An 18,413-nucleotide genomic window follows, 5' to 3' on the forward strand; every position below is an offset into this window, starting at 1 on the left:
CCAACAAGGGAGAAACCCCTGTGAGCGCCGCCACACCGCGCCGCCGCCGCATGTCGCGCGCCGAGCGCGAGCGCCAGATGCTGGACGTGGCCGAGCAGGTCTTCGGCGAGCGCGGCTACCGCGCCACGTCCATGGACGAGATCGCCGAGCGCTGCGGGGTCTCCAAGCCGATGCTGTACGAGTACTTCGGCTCCAAGGACGGCCTGCTGCTGGCGTGCGTCGCCCGCTCGCAGGCCGAGTTGCACGAGGTCACGCAGAAGGCGGTCGCCGGGGCCACCGACCCGCGCGACGTGCTGTGGCGCGGCATGGTCGCCTACTTCTCCTTCATCGACTCCCACAGCCGCTCGTTCGCGATGCTGGTGAGCGAGCCGGTGGCCGGCCCGCCGGAGACCGCCCAGGCGATCGAGGACATCCGGCGGCAGCAGAGCACGCTGATCGCCGGGGTGCTCGCCACGTTCGCCGCCGGGGTCCCGGCCGACGTGCTGGAGGCCCACACCGAGATCATCATCGGCGCGTCCGAGCGGCTGTCGCTGTGGCGCACCCGGCGGCCCGGCGTGACCGTGGAGGACGCGGCCCGCTACATGACCGACTTCTGCTGGAGCGGCCTCAGCCCGTACCTGACCCACACCCCGGCCCCGGATCCGGGGCCGGGCGACGGGGAAGGCCGTCCAGCGCCTGGATGAGCAGGTCGAGGCCGAACTCGAAGTCGGCCTCCGGGTCCAGCCGGGCCAGCTCCGGCGCCAGCGCGATCACGCGCGGGAACCGCTCCGGGTCGAGCCCGGCGTAGTAGTCGGCGGACGCCTGCGACAGCCGGTCCAGCAGCTTCACCGCGCCGACCTCGCGCATCTGCGCGCCCAGCGCGTACGCCAGCAGCGCCCGCATGATCCGGACCGCGGTGGGGCCGTCGAACCCGGCGGCGTCGGCCAGCGCCAGCGCCCGCTCGGCGGGCCGCACCGCCACCGGGGTGTCGATCTTGTGGGTGAGCACGATCGTCATGCAGCGCGGGTAGTCGTGCGCGACCTTGCGGAAGGCGCGCACCAGCGTCCGGGCGGACGCCTGCCAGTCCTCGCCGGGACCGGCGTCCAGGTCCATGCCCGCGACCACGTGCTCGGCCACGCCCTCCAGCAGCGCCGCCTTGTTGGGCACGTGGTTGTAGAGGGACATCACCGCCACGCCCAGGCCGGCCGCGACCGCCCGCATGGACAGGGCGTCGGCGCCGTCGCGCTCGATGAGCCCGACCGCCGCCTGCACGATCCGGTCGCGCGTCAGGGCCGGGCGCACCTCCGGGACGGGGCGCTTCTCGTCGGCCATCGGGCCCCTTCCTCACACCGTTGACACCGATCAGTGGCGCGTGACACGGTACGTACAGTGTACGTAAGACGTACAACGTACGTCGACCCGCCGAAGGGGTGCTCGTGTCGACCCATGACCTCTACACCGAGCCCGTCCCCGCGTCCACCTACGACATCCCCCTGACCGGGGACGCCCGGTTCACCTGGGAGTACGACGACGGCCGCGACCGGCTGCTGGCCCTCTACCAGAAGGGCAAGGACCGGCAGTGGGACTCGGCCAAGCGCATCGACTGGGACCTGGAGGTGGACCCGCACGACGTGCTGGGCGTCCCCGACCAGTCCCTCGCCGTCTACGGCACCCGCCACTGGGACCGGATGAGCGTCCGCGAGCGCGGCGAGCTGCGCCGGCACTCCGCTTCCTGGCAGTTCTCCCAGTTCGTGCACGGCGAGCAGGGCGCCATGATCACCGCCGCCCGGATCGTGGAGTCGGTGCCCGACCTGGACGCCAAGTTCTACTCCGCCACCCAGACCATGGACGAGGCCCGCCACGTCGAACTGTTCTCCAGGTTCCTCCAGGAGAAGATCGGCATGGTCTACCCGATCAACACCAAGCTGCAGGACCTGCTGAACGAGACGCTCTCCGACACCCGCTGGGACATGCCCTACCTCGGCATGCAGGTCCTCATCGAGGGCCTGGCGCTGGCAGCGTTCGGCGTCATCCGCGACATCACCACCAAGCCGCTGCCCAAGCAGATCCTGGCGTACGTGATGCAGGACGAGGCCAGGCACGTCGCGTTCGGGCGGATGGCGCTGCGCGACTACTACGCCCAGCTGTCGGCGCCCGAACTCAAGGAGCGCGAGGAGTTCGTCATCGAGGGCTGCCACCTGATGCGCGACCGCATCCGCGGCCGGGAGATCTGGACCAACTTCGGCATCGACCCGGCCGAGGTCGACGAGATGGTGGAGAACTCCCCCTACATGCGGATGTTCCAGGGCCTGCTGTTCAGCCGGATCGTCCCGTGCGTCAAGGACATCGGCCTGTGGAGCGACCGCATCCGCGCGACCTTCGACGAGATGGGCGTGCTGGAGGCGTCCAAGGGCGACCTGGACGCGCTGATGGGACAGGACGAGGAGATCGCCGAGAAGCTGGACGCCGAGCGGTTCGCGGTCGAGGAGGCCGCGCGCAAGGCCGAGGTGGACGCGGTCATCGCCGCCGAGGCCGGCACCGCGTCCGCCTAGGGGACCCGGCGGGCGTCCTGTTCCGGCCGCGGGCCTCGGCCCGCACCGGGGCGCCTCGTTGACGCGCGGCGCCCCCGCCCCCCACGATCTGGAGGCACGCCCGACCGGGGACGCTCGCCCGAGCCGCCCCCGTGACGTCCCCGTCCCCCCGGAGGCAGCCATGCCCCTCGCGCACTTCGACGGCGCGCTCGCCGTCATCACCGGAGCCGGCAGCGGGCTGGGCCGCGCCATCACGCTGGCCCTGGCCGAGCGCGGCGCGACCGTCGTCGCCGCCGACATCGACCTGCCCGCCGCCGAGCGCACCGCCGAGCTCGCCAGGACGCTGGGCTCGGACGGCGCCGCCGCCTTCGAGGTCGACGTGTCCGACGCCGCCGCGATGGAGTCCTTCGCGGCCGAGGTGCGCGAGTCCCGCCGGGTGCCCGACATCGTCGTCAACAACGCGGGCATCGCCGTCGCCGGACCGTTCCTCGACACCGGCGTCGAGGACTGGGAGCGCATCATCGGCGTCAACCTGTGGGGCGTCGTGCACGGCTCCCGGCTGTTCGGGAAGCAGATGGTCGACCGGGTGCGCGCCCTGCCCACCAAGCCCGACAAGCCCAACTTCGGCGGGCACATCGTGAACATCGCCTCGGCCGCCGGGTTCGCCCCGTCCCGCGAGCTGCCCGCCTACAGCACCACCAAGGCGGCGGTGGTGATGCTCAGCGCGTGCCTGCGCGCCGAGCTGGCCGGGTCGCGGATCGGCGTCACCGCCGTCTGCCCGGGGTTCGTCGGCACCTCCATCGTGCGGAACGCCACGCTCGTCGGCGTGTCCGGGGACGAGGCGCGGCGGCTGCGCGAGCGCGGCGACCGGGCGCTCCAGGCCCGCCGCTACCCGCCGGAGAAGGTCGCCGAACGCGTCGTCGCGGCCATCGTCAAGAACAAGCCGGTCGTTCCCGTCAATCTCGAGGGCCACCTGATCCACGCGATGTCGCGGATCTCCCCCGGTTCGCTGCGGCTGCTCGCCCGGGTCCCCGCCCCGCTGCGCTGACGCCGGGCCGGAGCGATCAGATCCGGTCCGCCGCCTGCCTGAGGATCTCGTCGGCGTCGCGCTCCCGCACGGGCACCCCTTCGGGGTGGTCGAGCAGCGCGAGGCAGGCGGCGTGGCCGGGCGCGGCGTCGAGAACGCGCATGGCCATGCGGGCGGGGAGGTCCGGGCGGCCGTCCCAGGCGCGCAGGCTCGGCGGCTCGTGCGGCGCGGAGACGTGCAGGTCGGCGAGCGGCACCCGCAGGCCGTCCCCGGTGGCCTTCAGGAGGGCCTCCTTGCGCGTCCAGTAGGCGAGGAGCCCGGCGCCGCCGGCGGCGCGCGGCTCGTCGCCGGCGAGCAGGTGGCGGGCGATGTCGTCGCCGATGCGGCCGCTGTCCTCCTCCACGTCCACGCCGAGCGGGCCGTACGGCGACACCGCGACGGCGACCAGGTCGCCCGAGTGCGAGACCGACAGGTGCGGGCCCCCGGCGATGGCGGGCGGGCCGTGCGGCTCGTCGCAGTCGCGGCACCGGCGGGTGATGGGAACCCGTTCCGGGGGCAGCCCGGACCGCCGCCCGGCGACCACCCTGGTGATCGCGACCCCGAGGGTGAAGCGGTCGCGGTCGGCGTCCCGCAGATACCGGGCGCGGCGGGTGCGTTCGGACGGGTCCAGCAGTTCCGCGAGGCCCGCCCGCGCCGCGTCCCGGGCCGCCCACCGGCCGAGCGAGGCCCACCACACGGTAACCGGTTCCACTTTTCGCTCCATTCGACGACGACCCCGACCGTCACATTAGCCGATGACATGTTCGGCATTATTCTGGCGAGCGCCAATGGCGCGCCAATTAAGGAGGCTTCGGACATCGAATCGGACACCCCGACAGAACCGGCAATGGACCCCCGCGGACAACGAAAAGGCCGCGGGATGGCAGTCCACCCCGCGGCCCTCACCTCGGAAGTCACTAGACCCAGGACACTCCTACCGGCTGTGCGGCCACGTCGTCGACCTCCTCCTCCCCTGACGCACACGCCGGACCCCATCACGATCCCGACCCGGGAACCGGCGCGTCCCTCCCCTTTACCGAAACAGCCTAGGATCGATTGACTTCCACCATGTACTGATCGGCCAAATCAGGTCAGAATTGCTTTAGCGGAAGGCGCGCAACACTTCTCCCGCCACCCGGGTCGCCCGCCCGAGGCAGTCCTGCTCGCGCTTCTCCGCGGCGCCGCGGGTCTCCTCGCTGTAGCTCACGGTGACCACCACGTTCCGCACCCGCACGGTCACCTGACCCACCACCGTCGGCTGGCCCCGGGTGGCCGTGAACCACCGGTACGCCTCGTCGCCCAGCCCCGGATGCCGGGCCAGGCTCACCGTCCGCTCCAACGTCGAGTTGTGGGCCTGCGTCCACTGCGCCCCGAAGTAGCGCTGGGCGTCCTCCACCGGGGTCGAGGTGTTGGCCGGCGCGTACAGGTGCGCCTCCACCCTCAGCCAGCGGAACCCGCCTCCCGCCGTATACGTGCAGCTCGTGAGGGTCTGGTTGGAACTCTCCCGGCGCTGCGCCCCGGGAATCAGGCTCCGCACCGTCCCCGCCTGGACGCCTCCGCACGGCGGCGGCAGCGTCGAGATCGTCTCCGGCCGCTCCGGCTCCTCCGCCGGCGGGACGGCGGCCCGCTGCGTACGCTCCCCCTCGCCACCGGGGAAGAACAGGAACACCGCACCGGCGGCCAGCGCGAACGCGACCACCGCCACCAGCGCCGCCACCACCACCCTCGGCCTGCGGACCGGCGCCGGCGGCTCCGGAGCCGAATACTCCCTCTGGAAGGGTTCCGGCGCACGCGGAAGGCCCACTCCTGACTCCCCTGTTCGCCCACTACCACAGGCAAGGTAATCGGCCCGGGCGCCACCTGGCCAGGGCCCCCAAGGGGATCAAAGGTCATCCCCGAAGACAGAGATCTTGACTTCCCCGCCCGCGAACATCAACTGTCCGACCCGGGGAACACAATGGATACTGTGCTGCTCACGGAGATCGCCCGCACCTCGGCCGCGGTGGCCGCGACCACGTCCCGCAAGGCCAAGACCGGCCTGCTCGCCGACTGCCTCCGCGACGCCGGCCCCGGCGAGGCCGCCATCGTCGTCGCCTACCTCTCCGGCGAGCTCCCGCAGCGGCAGATCGGCGTGGGCTACGCCTCCTTCCGCGACCTCCCCCCGCCCGCCGCCGAGCCCGCCCTCACCGTCCCCGAGGTGCACACCGCGTTCAGCGAGATCGGCGCCGTGTCCGGCAAGGGCTCCGTCGCCCGCCGCCGCGACCTCCTCACCGCCCTCATGGCCCGCGCCACCCACGCCGAACAGGACTTCCTCATCCGCCTGCTGTCCGGCGAACTGCGGCAGGGCGCCCTCGACGGCGTCATGGCCGAGGCCACCGCCAAGGCCGCCGGCGTCCCCGCCGCCGACGTCCGCCGCGCCGTCATGCTCCGCGGCTCCCTCGGCCCCGTCGCCACCGCCGCCCTCACCGACGGCGCCGCCGGCCTGAGCGCCTTCACCCTCGAGGTCGGCCGCCCGATCAAGCCGATGCTCGCCGCCTCCGCCCCCTCCATCGACGAGGCGTACGCCAAACTCGACGGCGAGGCCGCCGTGGAATGGAAGCTCGACGGCATCCGCGCCCAGATCCACATCCGCCCCTCGGGCATCTCGGTGTTCACCCGCACGCTCGACGACATCACCGCCCGCCTCCCCGAGGTCGTCGAGGCCCTGCGCGGCCTTCCCGTCCGCGACGCCGTCCTCGACGGCGAGCTGATCGCCCTGCGCTTCGACGGCTCCCCGCACCCCTTCCAGGTCACCTCCGCCCGCACCGCCACCCGCACGGCGCGTACAAACACCGTCCCGCTCTCGCTCTTCCTCTTCGACGTCCTGCACCTCGACGGGGAGGACCTCCTCGACCGTCCCGGCGCCGAACGGCACGCGGCCCTCGCCCGCGCCGTCCCCGAAGAGCTGCGCATGCCCCGCATCGTCACCGCCGACCCCGCCGAGGCCGCCGCCTTCTTCACCGACGCCGTCGCCCGCGGCCACGAGGGCGTCCTGGTCAAGTCCCCCGGCACCCCGTACACCGCCGGCCGCCGCGGCGCCGGCTGGATCAAGGTCAAGCCCCGCCACACCCTCGACCTGGTCGTCCTGGCCGTCGAATGGGGCCACGGCCGCCGCCGCGGCCTCCTGTCCAACCTCCACCTCGGCGCCCGCGACCCCGGCACCGGCGAGTTCGTCATGCTCGGCAAGACCTTCAAGGGCCTCACCGACAAGCTCCTGGCCTGGCAGACCGAGAAGCTGCGCGCCCTGGCCGTCAAGGACGACGGCTGGACCGTCCACGTCAAGCCCGAACTGGTCGTCGAGATCGCCTTCGACGGCATCCAGCGCAGCCCCCGCTACCCCGCCGGAATAGCCCTCCGCTTCGCCCGCGTCCTCCGCTACCGCGAAGACAAGCCCGCCTCCGAAGCCGACACCCTCCAAACCGTCCTCGACCTAGGAGGCGGCATCCACGAAACCCCCTAGATCCGGGGGGGTGCACCTCGGCCAACGATAAACTGCGAACATCGTTTGCGGTTTACCTGAAGGGCCGGCCATGAAGCGGATCAGGGCACGCGACGGCGCCGACATCACGGTGCGTTCCACCGGCAGCGGACCAGGCATCGTGGTGGTGCACGGGGGCGGGGTCACCATCGACGACTACCGCCGGCTCGCCTCGGCGCTGGCCGACCGGTTCACCGTCCACCTCTACAACCGCCGGGGACGGGCCGACGCCCCGCCCGCGTCACAGCCCCACACCATCGAGCAGGACATCGACGACCTCGCGGCCGTCATGGAGCACACCCGGACGGGCAACGTCATCGGGCACAGCTCAGGCGGCTTCATCGCGCTGAAGGCGGCACTCCGGCTGCCGATCGACCGGCTCGCGCTCTACGACGCGGCGATCTCCATCGACGGCAGTTTCCCCGCCCACTGGATGGAGGCCGCGAAGGAGGCGTCGCGGGACGGCGACACCGCGCGAGCCCTCGCGATCGTCAGTTCCGGTATCAACCCCCAGATGGCGGCTTCGAAGCTTCCGCTCCGCATCCAGGTCGCCGTCATCCGCGCCTTCATGCGCACCCGGATCGGGCGGACCATGGGCGAACTGCTGCCGCTGACCCTGGACGAAGGCGACCAGATACTGCGCCATGACGGCCCCGCCGAACAGTGGGCGGGAATCACCGCCGCCATGCTGCTGGTCTGCGGCGCCAACAGCGCCCCCTACTACGCCGAAAGCAATGAGGCGCTGGCTCGCGTCCTCCCCCAGGCCCGTACCCTGCGGCTTCCCCGTAGCGGCCACGACGGCCTCAACAGAGCACGCCCAAAACTCATCGACCCGCTCGCCGCCTTCTTCGAGGCTCGCGAACACCCTTGAGCTCGATGTCGAGCTCGAACGGCAAGGTGACGGCAATGCGATCGTGGTGCACACCGGTCGCGACGTACAGGCCGGTGGCATCGTCGAGTTCGTAGCTGTAGATCGCGAACGCCGGTGCGGTCTGGTCGGTCTCCACCCGCCAGTAGTGCCGAATCCCCGCCTCCGCGTACAGGGACGGCCGCACCCGCCTGCTGAACGGCGACACCACCTCGACGACAAGCGTGACCAGGTCTGCGGAGATGGGCCGCTCATAGGGATCGTGGTCGCTGGAGTAGACGACGACGTCGGGGGCGAGTTCGACCGGCTCCACCTCGTCGTCATCCAGGAGAACGTCCACGTCGGCGTCAACCTGCCAACCAACAGGAGCCGCGTCCTCGAGCCGGGTCGCCAGACGCCGCGCGACGCGCCGCTGGATCGGGCGAGGCCGCGGCTTCACGACAAGTTCTCCGTAGACGACCCCGACGCGTACCGGAAGGTCGTCGGGCAACGCCTCGTACTCTGCCCGAGTCCAGGTGTCACCGGACGGCAACCGAAGCGTCGGCGCCGGCATACGTACTCGCATGTCACCGCGGGGCGATCGGCGGCCCGTCCGGGCCGTCGTCCTGGTGCGGCCAACGGGCGGACGCGTCGCGCCGCAGGCGGGAGACCTCCTCCATCCGGTCGCCGGGGATGACGACCTGGGTGACATCGACGGCGTTCTCGTCCTTCGCGCTGTAACTGGTACGGACGATTTCCCAGACGGGCAGTTCGACGGGGATGAGCAGGAGCCGGGCCTCATCAACGGTCGGCATGCGCACGCGGCGGCGTTCCAGCCACTCCAAGGGACCGTGGCCCATCGCCTCGATCGCGTCGATCCAGGCCCCCGGTCCCGTGCCGAAGGGTTCTTCGACCTCCGGCGTCTCAGCGGTGATCCTCGGGTGGATCCAGGTCGTGGAGATCTGGAAGGCGGGCTCGCCTTCGGGGCCGGTCACGCGCAGCCGTCTCATGACCAGATCACCGACCGGCACGTTCAGCATGTGCGCGAGCCTGGCGTCCGCAATGGGCGCCTTGCCGACCTGCGGCTTGCCGTGATGAACCCACAACTCGTTGCCCATGGCGGCGGGAAAGCTGTACCCGCCCGCAGTTTCCCGCCCGTCCTTCACGTGCCTGGTGTTGCGCCTGACCACGTCCGTTCTCATGATCGTCTTGCGATGCGCAGGGCGACGCAGGCCACCGGCGGTCTCGTCGCATCGAGCCGACCCCACGTGTCCGCCTCCTCGCATCGGGTTGACGCGGTGAAGCCTAGTGACGAACCCGCACGAGGTTTGTGGCAGCGGACACGTCCTGACGGCGGCCCCGTGTCCCGCTCGGTGAGGTGGGGCGACAGGATGGACGTGGAGGGCGTGCGGGAGGAGGGCGCGGATGCTGCGGGTGGGGACTCGGACATCGCCGCTGGCGATGGCGCAGGCTCGCGGGGTCGCCGAGCGGCTCGAACGGCTGGCCGGTGTACGCATCGAGGTGGTCGGGATCCAGACGTCGGGTGATCGGCATCGGGGGCGCCTGGAGGCGCTGGGCGGCAAAGGCGCGTTCATGCGCGAGATCGACCGGGCGCTGGTGGAGGAGCGGGTCGATGTGGCGGTGCACTGCCTCAAGGACGTTCCCGGGGACGAGCCTCGCCCGGAGGGGCTAGAGTTCGCGGCCTACCTGGAGCGGGACGACACGTCCGATGTGATGGTGTTCCCGGCCGGGGGCGGAGCCGGGTCTCTGGGCGGGCTGACCCCCGGTGCGCGGGGGGGGCGTCGGCGGTGCGCAGGCGAGCCCAGCTTTGGCGGATCCGTTCTGATCTGCGGATCGAGTTCCTGCGGGGGAACGTCAACTCGCGGCTCGGGCGGCTGGACGCCGGGGAGGAGTTCGACTCCATCGTGCTCGCGCGGGCGAGCCTGACGCGGCTGGGGATCGAGCGGCCGGGCGAGGCGCTGGACATCGTCCCGGCCGTCGGGGCAGGAGTACTGGCCGTGGACTGCCGCCGCTCCGATCCAGGGGTCGTGAACCTGGTGCGACTGCTGGACCACGCCGAGACGCGGCAGTGCGTGAACGCCGAGCGGGCCATGCTGCGCGGGCTCCAGGGGCATGCAACAGCCCCATCGCCGGGCATGCGCGGCTGGAGGGCGATGGGCGGTTGCGCCTCCGCGGGATGGTCTTCACCCAGGACGGCGCCCGGGTCGTGCGGGCCGAGGGTCGAGCGGAGGCCGGTGAGGCGGTGGCGTTGGGGGTGCTCGTGGCGGAGGAGTTGGTGCGGGAAGGGGCTCGTGGGTTGATCGACGGGGTTTCGTGCTAGGGCCCGGCTGTCGGTGGCGGGTGCAAGAGTGGCTCGGCATGAGTGGGAGCGGTCCGCTGGACGGGTTGGACGACATCGACTGGGCGGGGTTGGGGCACGCCTACGGTTCGGCGGAGAAGGTTCCGGAGGCGTTGCGGGCGCTGCGGTCCGAGTCGGCCGATGAACGCAAGGCGGCCATGGACGAGGGGCTCTGGCACAGCATCTGGCACCAGGGCACCCGGTACCCGGCGAGCGTCCCGGCGGCCCGGTTCCTGGTGCGGCTGGCCGCCGATCCCGCCACGCGCGACCGCGAGCAGATCCTGTTCCTGCTCGAAGCCCTGGTGACCGGCTACGCGTCCGACCATCTCCCCCGCGGGATCGACGCCGCGGCGTGGCGTGCCGACATGGAGTACCGCCGCGCCACCGACCCCGAGGAGCAGCGCCGGCGGCTCGACACCTGGGTGGACGAGGCGTCCGACGAGGTCATGCGGTCGTGGCGGAAGCGGCGGCAGGAGAAGTTCGACCCCGTCGCGGAGCTGCGGCGGTTGGAGATCGAACTCGAGGTCTACGACGCCGTCCGGGCGGGTGTCCCCGCGCTGCGCCCGCTGTTGGACGACCAGGACTCCGCCGTGCGCGCAGGGGTGGTGCGGCTGCTGGCGTGGTTTCCGGAGGAGGCGGCCGAGTCGGTGCCGATGCTGGACGGGCTGCTCGACCGGGAGACCGACGATCTCGTCATCAGCGAGCTGATCAGCGCGCTCGGTCTGCTGGGGCACCGCCCGGCCGTGCCGCTGTTCCGCGACTTCCTGTACGGCGACCTGTTCCACCGGCTGGCGGCGGCCGTGGCGCTCATCGCCCTGGACGAGGTGGACGAGACGGTGGTGGGCGCCATCGCGCACGCCGCCGCCACCGCCTACTGGGGTGACGGCGGCTTGCCGAATCCCTTCAGCACGATCGTCTCGTCGCGGAACACCGAAGACATCATGGGGCTCCTGGAGGGGTGCGGGGTGGAGGACGGCTCGCTCGGCAACGCCCTGGCGGGGCTGCGGGACGGCCCGCCGGCGTGGCGGGCGGCGATGGCCGCGGCGGCGCTGGCGCTGGCCTTCGGGATCGTCGAGGACGTCACGCAGGTCGCGGACGAGCCCGAGCCGTTCGAGGACCTGGACGACGAGCAGCGCGAGACCGTCCTGGCCCTGGCCGGGCAGCCCCCGGAGGTCTGGGAGGGGCCCGGCTTCCGTCGGCTGCTCAATACGTGGGGGCTGCCCGAGGATCGCGCGGCGCTGCGCGAATACGCGGGGTTCGACTAGTCGTCGCGTGGCGGGCGGGGTTTCCATGAGCGGGTCCCCCGGCGGGGCGAGCGGCCCCGGACGGCGGAGCGCAGGGGGCGGCGCTCGCCCCGCGCGAGCGTGGTCCTGCGGGGGCGGGCGGCGTTGAACGGGGCCCTGCGGGCGGCGCGGCGGCGGGTGGACGGCCTGCGGTGCAGGAGTTCGGGCGGGATCAGGTCGTGGCGGCCCGCGATGAACTCCTGGATCCAGATCTTGGCCCTGATCAGCGGGCGGCGGAAGCGTTCCTCGTGCCATTCCGCCGACCGGGCCTTGCGCGAGCCCGGTTCGTACTGCCAGCGGGCCCACGGCGAGCCGGGACGGGCAACGCGGATGGCTCCGATCACCAGCAGGAGGGGCAGGAACAGCCCCGCCAGGCCGGTCCAGATCTTGCCCTTGAGCAGGGTGAGGACGGCCAGGATCAGGTTGACGGTCAGCGACCCGGCGTAGACGGCGATCAGCAGCGGGCGGCTGAGGGTGCCGTCGGGGTCGGGTTCGAGGCCCTCGAACCCGACCGGCCGGATGCCGAGGAGGAGCAGGCCGGTCACGGCGATCGCGACGAAGACGGCGTCGACGGACGCGCGCCCCTTCTCCGTCCAGTAGACGTCGCTGAGGTGCAGGATCAGCGCGAACTCGTCCAGCACCAGGGCGGCGCCCGCGCCGAAGATGACGGCGGCGGTGATGACGAACCCCTGGTAGGCGTCCGGGACGGCGAATCCCATCACGCCGCCGACCAGCATGAGGACGACGCCGAACACGACATGGTGGATGTGCAGGTCGCCCGCCTTGACGTTGCGGAACCACCAGCGGACGTCCGCGCGGATCAGCCGCACGTTGACGCGGGTCAGCACGAACGTGACGATGAAGGAGACGAAGAAGGCGAACAGCGGCAGGCGCCCGGCATCGGCCACGCGCACGGAGAAGAACTCGGACAACGAACCCCCTGACCATCCCATGATGCCTTGTGACATGCGTGGATATCGTGAGGGCGAACGAAGGGGGACGGGGCATGGGCCGTTTCGTGGACCGGTGCGACCCGGGATGCCGGGAATGGATCGCCGAGGCCATCCGCAAGGTCGAGGCCGACGCCAACCGCAGCGCCGACACCCACCTGCACGTCTTCCCGCTACCGCCCGAATGGGGCATCGACCTGTACCTGAAGGACGAGTCGGTGCACCCGACCGGGTCGCTGAAGCACCGGCTGGCGCGGTCGCTGTTCCTGTACGGGCTGGCGAACGGCTGGATCCGGGAGGGCACCACCATCATCGAGGCGTCCAGCGGGTCCACGGCGGTCAGCGAGGCGTACTTCGCGCGGCTGGTGGGGCTGCCGTTCGTGGCGGTGATGCCGGAGCGCACCAGCCTGGAGAAGATCGAGCTGATCGAGTTCTACGGCGGGCGGTGCCATCTGGTGGCCGACCCGTCGGCGATCTACGCCGAGTCGCGGCGGCTGGCGGAGGAGTGCGGCGGGCACTTCATGGACCAGTTCACCTACGCCGAGCGGGCGACGGACTGGCGCGGCAACAACAACATCGCCGAGTCGATCTTCGAGCAGTTGCGGCTGGAGCGGTTCCCCGAGCCGTCCTGGATCGTGGTCGGCGCCGGGACGGGCGGGACGTCCGCCACCATCGGCCGGTACGCGCGCTACCGGAGGTTCGGGACCCGGGTCGCGGTGGTCGACCCGGAGGGTTCGGCGTTCTTCGGCGCGTTCGAGGACGGCGACCGGGACCGTACCGCGGCGGGGTCGCGGATCGAGGGGATCGGGCGGCCCCGGGTGGAGCCGTCGTTCCTGCCCACGGTGATCGACCGGATGATCCAGGTGCCGGACGCGGCGTCGATCGCGGCGATGCGGTGGACGCGGGAGGTGACGGGCCGGAGCGTGGGCGGGTCGACCGGGACCAACATGTGGGGCGTGGCGGAGCTGGTCGCGGAGATGCTGGAGCGCGGCGAGCGCGGCAGCGTGGTCACGCTGATCTGCGACGGCGGTGAGCGGTACGCCCGCACCTACGGGTCGGACGCGTGGCTCGCCGGGCAGGGCCTCGCGGTCGGCCCGTACGTGGAGGCGCTGCGCACCTTCCACAAGACGGGCGAGGCCCCCGCGCCCCGGTGATCGATCTTTAGGTGGACGCGGCCCAGGCTGCTTCCGAGCCTTGGAGATGGGTTGTAAGGCGTCCCTGGACGGCCACCGATCCGGTGGAGCCGCGGCGGCCGAAGAGGCGTGCCCGCCGTGAGGCCCGGCGCGCCACCCACGTCAACCACAACAAGCAGGTCGTCGTGAGGAGACGACGGCTCCTCCGCGCTGCCTGGCGGTACGGCCGCCCTACCCAGGGATCGGACGGGGCCTGGGGTCCCACCTGCCGAACGAGTCGATACCCGTGGCGATGTCGCCGGGCTGCCGGTTGTCGACGGCCCGCCGGGCGACCGGCATCGGCGGTCGGCGCGGCGCCCCGGAAGGCCGTGAAGCCGTCGATCTCGGCGTCGATGAGGTGCAGGCCGCCCGTCTCGCCAAGGGCGACGCGCGGGTCCGGCCCCTCCTACGGCCAGCGCCATCCGTCCGGTGGCCTGGGATCGCCCAGCGTGCACTCGGCGCAGAGCGTCGGCGCCGGTTCGCAACGAGATTCATATATTCGGGGATTCAGATACTATCCAACTCATATAAAGTCGTACGCGTACTGATGAGGTGGCCACCTGGCCGCCCCGAGCCCTCCTTGGAGTGTCGTCATGCATGTCACGGTCGTCGGAGCCACGGGACGCGTCGGCCGCCACGTCCTCGACCAGGCACTGGACTCCGGGCACACCGTCACCGCGGCCGTCCGGACGCCCGCCAACCTGCACCGCGACGTGGACGCGGTCGCCGTCGACCTCACCGATCCCGACCTCGACGAACTCGGCCGCGCCGTCATGAAGGCCGACGCCGTCATCTCCTGCCTAGGGCCCCGCGACAAGCGCGAGTACGGCGTCGTCACGCCGGGGACCACGGCCATCGTCACGGCCATGCGACGTGCCGGCTGCCGGCGCACCCTGACCGTCAGCGGCGCCGGCGTGTCCACGGCGCGCACACCGGACCGTCCGAATCCACCGAAGCGCGAGCCGGGCGCCGGTTGGTACAACCGGTACTTCGCCACCCCGCTGGCCCGGCGAGCACTCGGATACAGCTTCGTCGACTTCGCGCTGATGGAGGATCTCCTGCGCGCCAGCGACCTCGACTGGACCGCCGTACGTCTGACATTCCTCGTCGACCGGCCGCTGACCGGCACCTACCGGACCGCCCTCGAACGCAACGTACGCCGTGGTCTTCGCATCGGCCGCCCCGATGTCGCCCACTTCATGGTCCGCGCCCTCGAGGATCCGGCGACCTTCAAGAAGGCCATCAGCGTTTCCTACTGACCCGCACCGACCAGATCTCCAGGAGACAATCCGTGTTCAACAGCACCGTTTGGATCGCCCAGAGCTTCCTCGCGCTCTTCTTCTTCGCCGCCGGGCTGCCCAAGGTCGCCGGCAGGGGCATCGACCGCTGGGTCGGTTTCGACCAGGTACCGCGAATCATGACCGTCATCATCGGCGTCACCGAGGTCCTCGGAGCCGTCGCCCTCGTCGTCCCGCTGCTGATCGACCGGTTCGAATGGACCACCCCGCTCGCCGCCGTCGGGATCGCGGTCATCTCGCTGATGGCCAGCGGCTTCCACCTGCGCGCCCGGGAATGGCTCGCCACTCTCGAGACCGCGTTGTGGGCGTCGCTCGCGGCGACGATCGCGATCGCCCGGTGGGACGAGCTGGCCACGGCGCCCTCGGTGTCCGAGGACGTGCTCGTCCCGATCCTGTTCGTCCTCGTGCCCGCGGTCATCGTCAACATCGTCTTCCTGACCAGGGCCACGCAACCCGCCAAGGAAGAGGACGGACGGGAAGCGATGACGGCGGCGTGACCGGCGTCCCTTCAGTCGCGGGACGAGAACCACGCACGACCGCCCCCCAAGGAGAAGCGCATGCAAGCCGTCCGCCTCATCCTGTTGCTGCTGCATGTACTCGGCTTCGTCGCCTTCGTCGGCGCTCTGATCGCCCAGCGGTCGCAGGCGACAAAGATGATCACCGGGCCGGTGCGTGACGGAGCCGGCGTCGCCGTCGTCAGCGGAGTCGCCCTCACCGCCGTCATCCAGGCGGACGGCGGTGACCTCGATATCGCGAAGATCGCGGTGAAGCTCGGCATCGGCGTCCTCATCCTCGTACTGACGCTCGCGAACCTGCGGCGCGAGCAGATCGCGACCCGGCTGTGGGCCGCGCTGCTCGTCCTGGGCGTCATCGACATCGGGGTGGCGATCTTCTGGTCACCCGCCCACGGCTCGTGGTGACCGCCGCTGATCCGCCCGTGGGCCCGAGCGGGTGACTGAGAGCACCGGAGAACGCGCATCCGGCCGGCGAACCGTGCCGACCGGCCGGATGCGCGTGGCCCACCGTTCCGCGCGTGGTGCCGGCCCTCCGCCGACCACGGCACATGCCGCGCCCCCGAGCCGCGTTCGTGCTTGCGGATACGCTCTGATCGGCGATTCATACGGTACGGGGAGCGCGGTATATGGGACCCGAGGTTTCTGGTGGCGCTGACGAGAGGCGACGCCACCGGCGGCTGAGCAATGCGCTCAAGGAGTCGTTGCGCGAGATGAACATCCAGTTGTCGCTGCTCAACCACCACGTCAGCGCGCATCTCAAGCTGAAGGACGCCGACCTGCAGTGCCTCGACCTGATCAACCGGGAAGGCCCGCTCAGCCCCACGGCCGTCGCACGGCGCACCGGCATGCATCCGGCCACGATGACCGGCGTCCTCGACCGGCTCGAACGCGGTGGCTGGATCGCCCGGGAGCGCGACCCCGTCGACCGTCGCGCGGTCGTCGTCCGCGCTCTTCGCGACCGCAATTCCGACCTGTTCCGGCTGCTTTCCGGCATGAATGCGTCGATGGACGGGATATGTGCCGAGTACACAGCCGACCAACTCGAACTTCTGGTCGACTTCCTCGGCCGCACGACATCGGCCGGTCGGCGGGCCACCGATGACCTCGTCACCGACTGAGAACCTGATTCGCCCGAGCGCCGTGGGCCGGGCCTGAAACACGGCCCGCGCTAGCCGGCGAAGCGGATGGGGTTGACCAGGTCGGCGTAGATGAGGAGGCCGCCCATGACGATCAGCACGGCGGCCATCACGTAGGTGACGGGCAGCGCCTTGGCCACGTCCACGTAGCCGGGGTCGGGGCGCTTGAAGAGGCGGGCGAAGCCCTTCTTGAGGCCCTCCAGGAGGGCCCCGGCCATGTGGCCGCCGTCCAGGGGCAGCAGCGGGATCAGGTTGAACATGCCGACGGCGAGGTTGAGGGAGCCGAGCAGGGCGACGAACATCGCGACCTTCTCGACGGTGGGGCTCTCGGAGGCGGCGATCTCGCCGCCGAGGCGGCTGACGCCGACGACGCCGATGGGGCCGTTGGGGTCGCGCTTCTCGTCGCCGAACGCGGCCTGCCAGACCCCGACCATCTTCTCCGGCATCCGCAGCAGGGCGCCGGCGGTGTGCGCGGTCAGCTCGCCCATGTAGCCGGCGACCGCGACCGGGCCCTGGCGCTCGCGCTCCTGGAGCGGGGTGATGCCGAGGAACCCGACGTTGACGACCTTGTCGGTGTCCTTCAGGTCGTACATCTGGTTGCGGGTGACGGGCACCTGCAGCGGGACGGGCTTGCCGTCGCGCTGGACGGTGACCGCGACGGTGCGGCCGCCGGAGTCGCGGATCAGGCCCTGCAGCTGGTCGTAGGAGGTGATCGCGCGGCCGTCGTAGGAGGTGATGCGGTCGCCGGCCTGGAGGCCGACGGAGGCGGCCGGGGTCGGGGTGTAGCCCTGCGGGCAGTCGGTGAGCTTGGAGCCGGCGGGGATCGCGCACTTGGCCACCGAGCCGATCACCGGCTGCGGGGTGGGGGTGCCGATGCCCATCAGCAGGATCCCGAAGAAGATCGCCGCGAGGATGAGGTTCATCGCGGGCCCGGCGAACATGATGATGAGCTTCTGCCACCACTTCTTGGCGTAGAAGACCCGGTTCTCGTCGCCGGGGCGGACCTCCTCCAGCGCCGCGCCGCGGGCCGACTCGATCAGGCCCTGCCAGGGGCCGGTGCTGATCTGGCGGACCTCGCCGGGCCGGTCGCCCTTGCGCGGCGGCAGCATGCCGATCATGCGGATGTAGCCGCCGAGCGGGATCCACTTGACGCCGTACTCGGTCTCGCCCTTGTGCCGCGACCAGAGGGTGGGGCCGAAGCCGACCATGAACTGCGGGGTGCGGACGCCGAAGAGCTTGGCGAAGGAGAAGTGGCCCAGCTCGTGCAGCGCGATCGAGGCCAGCAGGCCGAAGAACAGGATCAGCACTCCCGCCAACCAGCCCATGCCCGCCCGTCCCTCCGTCGTGATCTCCAGCGACCCGTTCAGGTTACGTGATCCGGGTCCTCGGCGGCCGCGTACTCGCGCACCCGCACCCGCCGGTGATACGGCCGTCCGGGCCTTTCGGTTCACCCCCAGGGGGGCGGGGGGCGTCTGGTCGCGGGACGTCGCCGCTGCTAGCCTGGCGACCAGCCGTTGATCCCGCGCGGGAGAGTGCCCTGGCAGCCAGCCGGGGACGCCGAAGGAGCAAATCCTCCCCGGAACCTCTCAGGCCCCAGGACCGCGCGGACCAGGTACCTCTGGAAAGCGGGGACGCACCGTCCCCCGCCGAAGGTGAAAGCCCCTCCGCCCTCGTCGGCGCGGGGTGAAGCTCTCAGGCGCCGCGACCGGCCGATGACAGAGGGGGAGGCACCGACCACGCCCGGTGCGGGTGGGACGATT

19 protein-coding genes, 2 pseudogenes and 2 riboswitches are annotated in these 18,413 nt (G+C 71.3%); of the genes and pseudogenes, 14 read left to right on the top strand and 7 right to left on the bottom strand.

Features of this window, described 5'->3' with window-relative positions; translation table 11 throughout:
- Window positions 1-20 precede the first annotated feature (20 nt).
- Window positions 21-683, top strand: a complete 663-nt coding sequence (locus tag ACZ466_RS14150; protein WP_378280732.1) for a TetR/AcrR family transcriptional regulator — start codon at window positions 21-23, stop codon at window positions 681-683.
- Here ACZ466_RS14150 and ACZ466_RS14155 read toward each other — a convergent pair.
- Window positions 607-1,311 carry a TetR/AcrR family transcriptional regulator gene (locus ACZ466_RS14155; RefSeq protein ID WP_378280731.1) on the bottom strand — a complete coding sequence of 235 codons (705 nt, stop codon included), beginning with the start codon at window positions 1,309-1,311 and terminating at the stop codon, window positions 607-609. The genes ACZ466_RS14150 and ACZ466_RS14155 overlap by 77 nt on opposite strands.
- Before the next feature lie 104 nt (window positions 1,312-1,415).
- On the opposite strand from ACZ466_RS14155, the gene ACZ466_RS14160 reads away from it, so the two are divergent.
- Both ACZ466_RS14160 and ACZ466_RS14165 read left to right on the top strand, forming a co-directional pair.
- The gene (locus ACZ466_RS14160; protein ID WP_378280730.1) at window positions 1,416-2,531 is read left to right on the top strand and encodes a ferritin-like domain-containing protein; all 1,116 of its coding nucleotides are present in this window, start codon (window positions 1,416-1,418) and stop codon (window positions 2,529-2,531) included.
- Window positions 2,532-2,691: 160 nt separating this feature from the next.
- Entirely contained in the window at window positions 2,692-3,558 is an 867-nt protein-coding gene (locus ACZ466_RS14165; RefSeq protein ID WP_378280729.1) for an SDR family NAD(P)-dependent oxidoreductase, read from the top strand.
- Between the two features lie 16 nt (window positions 3,559-3,574).
- Here the strand turns inward: ACZ466_RS14165 and ACZ466_RS14170 are convergent, their stop codons facing one another.
- Together ACZ466_RS14170 and ACZ466_RS14175 are read right to left on the bottom strand one after the other, a co-directional pair.
- Window positions 3,575-4,288, bottom strand: coding sequence for a 4'-phosphopantetheinyl transferase family protein (locus ACZ466_RS14170; protein WP_378280728.1), 714 nt, complete (start codon window positions 4,286-4,288; stop codon window positions 3,575-3,577).
- A gap of 390 nt (window positions 4,289-4,678) precedes the next feature.
- The gene (locus tag ACZ466_RS14175; RefSeq protein ID WP_378280727.1) at window positions 4,679-5,293 is read right to left on the bottom strand and encodes a hypothetical protein; all 615 of its coding nucleotides are present in this window, start codon (window positions 5,291-5,293) and stop codon (window positions 4,679-4,681) included.
- 249 nt (window positions 5,294-5,542) lie between these two features.
- On the opposite strand from ACZ466_RS14175, the gene ACZ466_RS14180 reads away from it, so the two are divergent.
- Together ACZ466_RS14180 and ACZ466_RS14185 are read left to right on the top strand one after the other, a co-directional pair.
- On the top strand, window positions 5,543-7,075 hold the full coding sequence (locus ACZ466_RS14180; RefSeq protein ID WP_378280726.1) for an ATP-dependent DNA ligase: 1,533 nt from the start codon (window positions 5,543-5,545) through the stop codon (window positions 7,073-7,075).
- A 70-nt stretch (window positions 7,076-7,145) separates the two neighbouring features.
- On the top strand, window positions 7,146-7,964 hold the full coding sequence (locus ACZ466_RS14185; protein ID WP_378280725.1) for an alpha/beta fold hydrolase: 819 nt from the start codon (window positions 7,146-7,148) through the stop codon (window positions 7,962-7,964).
- Here the strand turns inward: ACZ466_RS14185 and ACZ466_RS14190 are convergent.
- Both ACZ466_RS14190 and ACZ466_RS14195 read right to left on the bottom strand, forming a co-directional pair.
- Complete coding sequence (locus tag ACZ466_RS14190) at window positions 7,918-8,526, bottom strand: Uma2 family endonuclease (protein WP_464043632.1); 609 nt, start codon at window positions 8,524-8,526, stop codon at window positions 7,918-7,920. The genes ACZ466_RS14185 and ACZ466_RS14190 overlap by 47 nt on opposite strands.
- 1 nt (window position 8,527) lies before the next feature.
- A complete protein-coding gene (locus ACZ466_RS14195) occupies window positions 8,528-9,142 on the bottom strand; it encodes a UTRA domain-containing protein (protein ID WP_378280723.1) in 615 nt (204 codons plus the stop codon).
- 223 nt (window positions 9,143-9,365) lie between these two features.
- On the opposite strand from ACZ466_RS14195, the pseudogene ACZ466_RS14200 reads away from it, so the two are divergent.
- The 4 genes and pseudogenes from ACZ466_RS14200 to ACZ466_RS14215 form a co-directional block, all read left to right on the top strand.
- Window positions 9,366-9,674: pseudogene (locus ACZ466_RS14200) on the top strand (hydroxymethylbilane synthase); the annotation flags it as partial.
- Between the two features lie 74 nt (window positions 9,675-9,748).
- A pseudogene (locus ACZ466_RS14205) lies at window positions 9,749-9,973 on the top strand (hydroxymethylbilane synthase); the annotation flags it as partial.
- Between the two features lie 56 nt (window positions 9,974-10,029).
- Window positions 10,030-10,281 (top strand): hypothetical protein, encoded by a 252-nt coding sequence (locus tag ACZ466_RS14210; RefSeq protein WP_378280722.1) that lies wholly within the window; start codon window positions 10,030-10,032, stop codon window positions 10,279-10,281.
- Window positions 10,282-10,319: 38 nt separating this feature from the next.
- Window positions 10,320-11,564 (top strand): HEAT repeat domain-containing protein, encoded by a 1,245-nt coding sequence (locus tag ACZ466_RS14215; RefSeq protein WP_378280721.1) that lies wholly within the window; start codon window positions 10,320-10,322, stop codon window positions 11,562-11,564.
- Here ACZ466_RS14215 and ACZ466_RS14220 read toward each other — a convergent pair.
- Entirely contained in the window at window positions 11,561-12,514 is a 954-nt protein-coding gene (locus ACZ466_RS14220) for a hypothetical protein (RefSeq protein WP_378280720.1), read from the bottom strand. The genes ACZ466_RS14215 and ACZ466_RS14220 overlap by 4 nt on opposite strands.
- Window positions 12,515-12,588: 74 nt before the next feature.
- On the opposite strand from ACZ466_RS14220, the gene cds1 reads away from it, so the two are divergent.
- From cds1 to ACZ466_RS14245, 5 genes are all read left to right on the top strand, one after another.
- Window positions 12,589-13,686 (top strand): L-cysteine desulfhydrase Cds1, encoded by a 1,098-nt coding sequence (gene cds1 / locus ACZ466_RS14225; RefSeq protein WP_378280719.1) that lies wholly within the window; start codon window positions 12,589-12,591, stop codon window positions 13,684-13,686.
- Between the two features lie 611 nt (window positions 13,687-14,297).
- On the top strand, window positions 14,298-14,963 hold the full coding sequence (locus ACZ466_RS14230) for an NAD(P)-dependent oxidoreductase (RefSeq protein ID WP_378280718.1): 666 nt from the start codon (window positions 14,298-14,300) through the stop codon (window positions 14,961-14,963).
- Between the two features lie 32 nt (window positions 14,964-14,995).
- On the top strand, window positions 14,996-15,499 hold the full coding sequence (locus ACZ466_RS14235; protein WP_378280717.1) for a DoxX family protein: 504 nt from the start codon (window positions 14,996-14,998) through the stop codon (window positions 15,497-15,499).
- 60 nt (window positions 15,500-15,559) lie between these two features.
- Window positions 15,560-15,922, top strand: a complete 363-nt coding sequence (locus tag ACZ466_RS14240; RefSeq protein ID WP_378280716.1) for a hypothetical protein — start codon at window positions 15,560-15,562, stop codon at window positions 15,920-15,922.
- A 221-nt stretch (window positions 15,923-16,143) separates the two neighbouring features.
- Window positions 16,144-16,635 carry a MarR family transcriptional regulator gene (locus ACZ466_RS14245; protein WP_378280715.1) on the top strand — a complete coding sequence of 164 codons (492 nt, stop codon included), beginning with the start codon at window positions 16,144-16,146 and terminating at the stop codon, window positions 16,633-16,635.
- 50 nt (window positions 16,636-16,685) lie between these two features.
- Here ACZ466_RS14245 and ACZ466_RS14250 read toward each other — a convergent pair whose 3' ends face one another.
- Window positions 16,686-17,978 carry a M50 family metallopeptidase gene (locus ACZ466_RS14250; RefSeq protein WP_378280714.1) on the bottom strand — a complete coding sequence of 431 codons (1,293 nt, stop codon included), beginning with the start codon at window positions 17,976-17,978 and terminating at the stop codon, window positions 16,686-16,688.
- A 190-nt stretch (window positions 17,979-18,168) separates the two neighbouring features.
- Window positions 18,169-18,265, top strand: a riboswitch (glycine riboswitch).
- A gap of 1 nt (window position 18,266) precedes the next feature.
- Window positions 18,267-18,379: riboswitch (glycine riboswitch) on the top strand.
- The last annotated feature ends 34 nt before the right edge of the window (window positions 18,380-18,413 follow it).

Source organism: Actinomadura rugatobispora, from assembly GCF_055379765.1.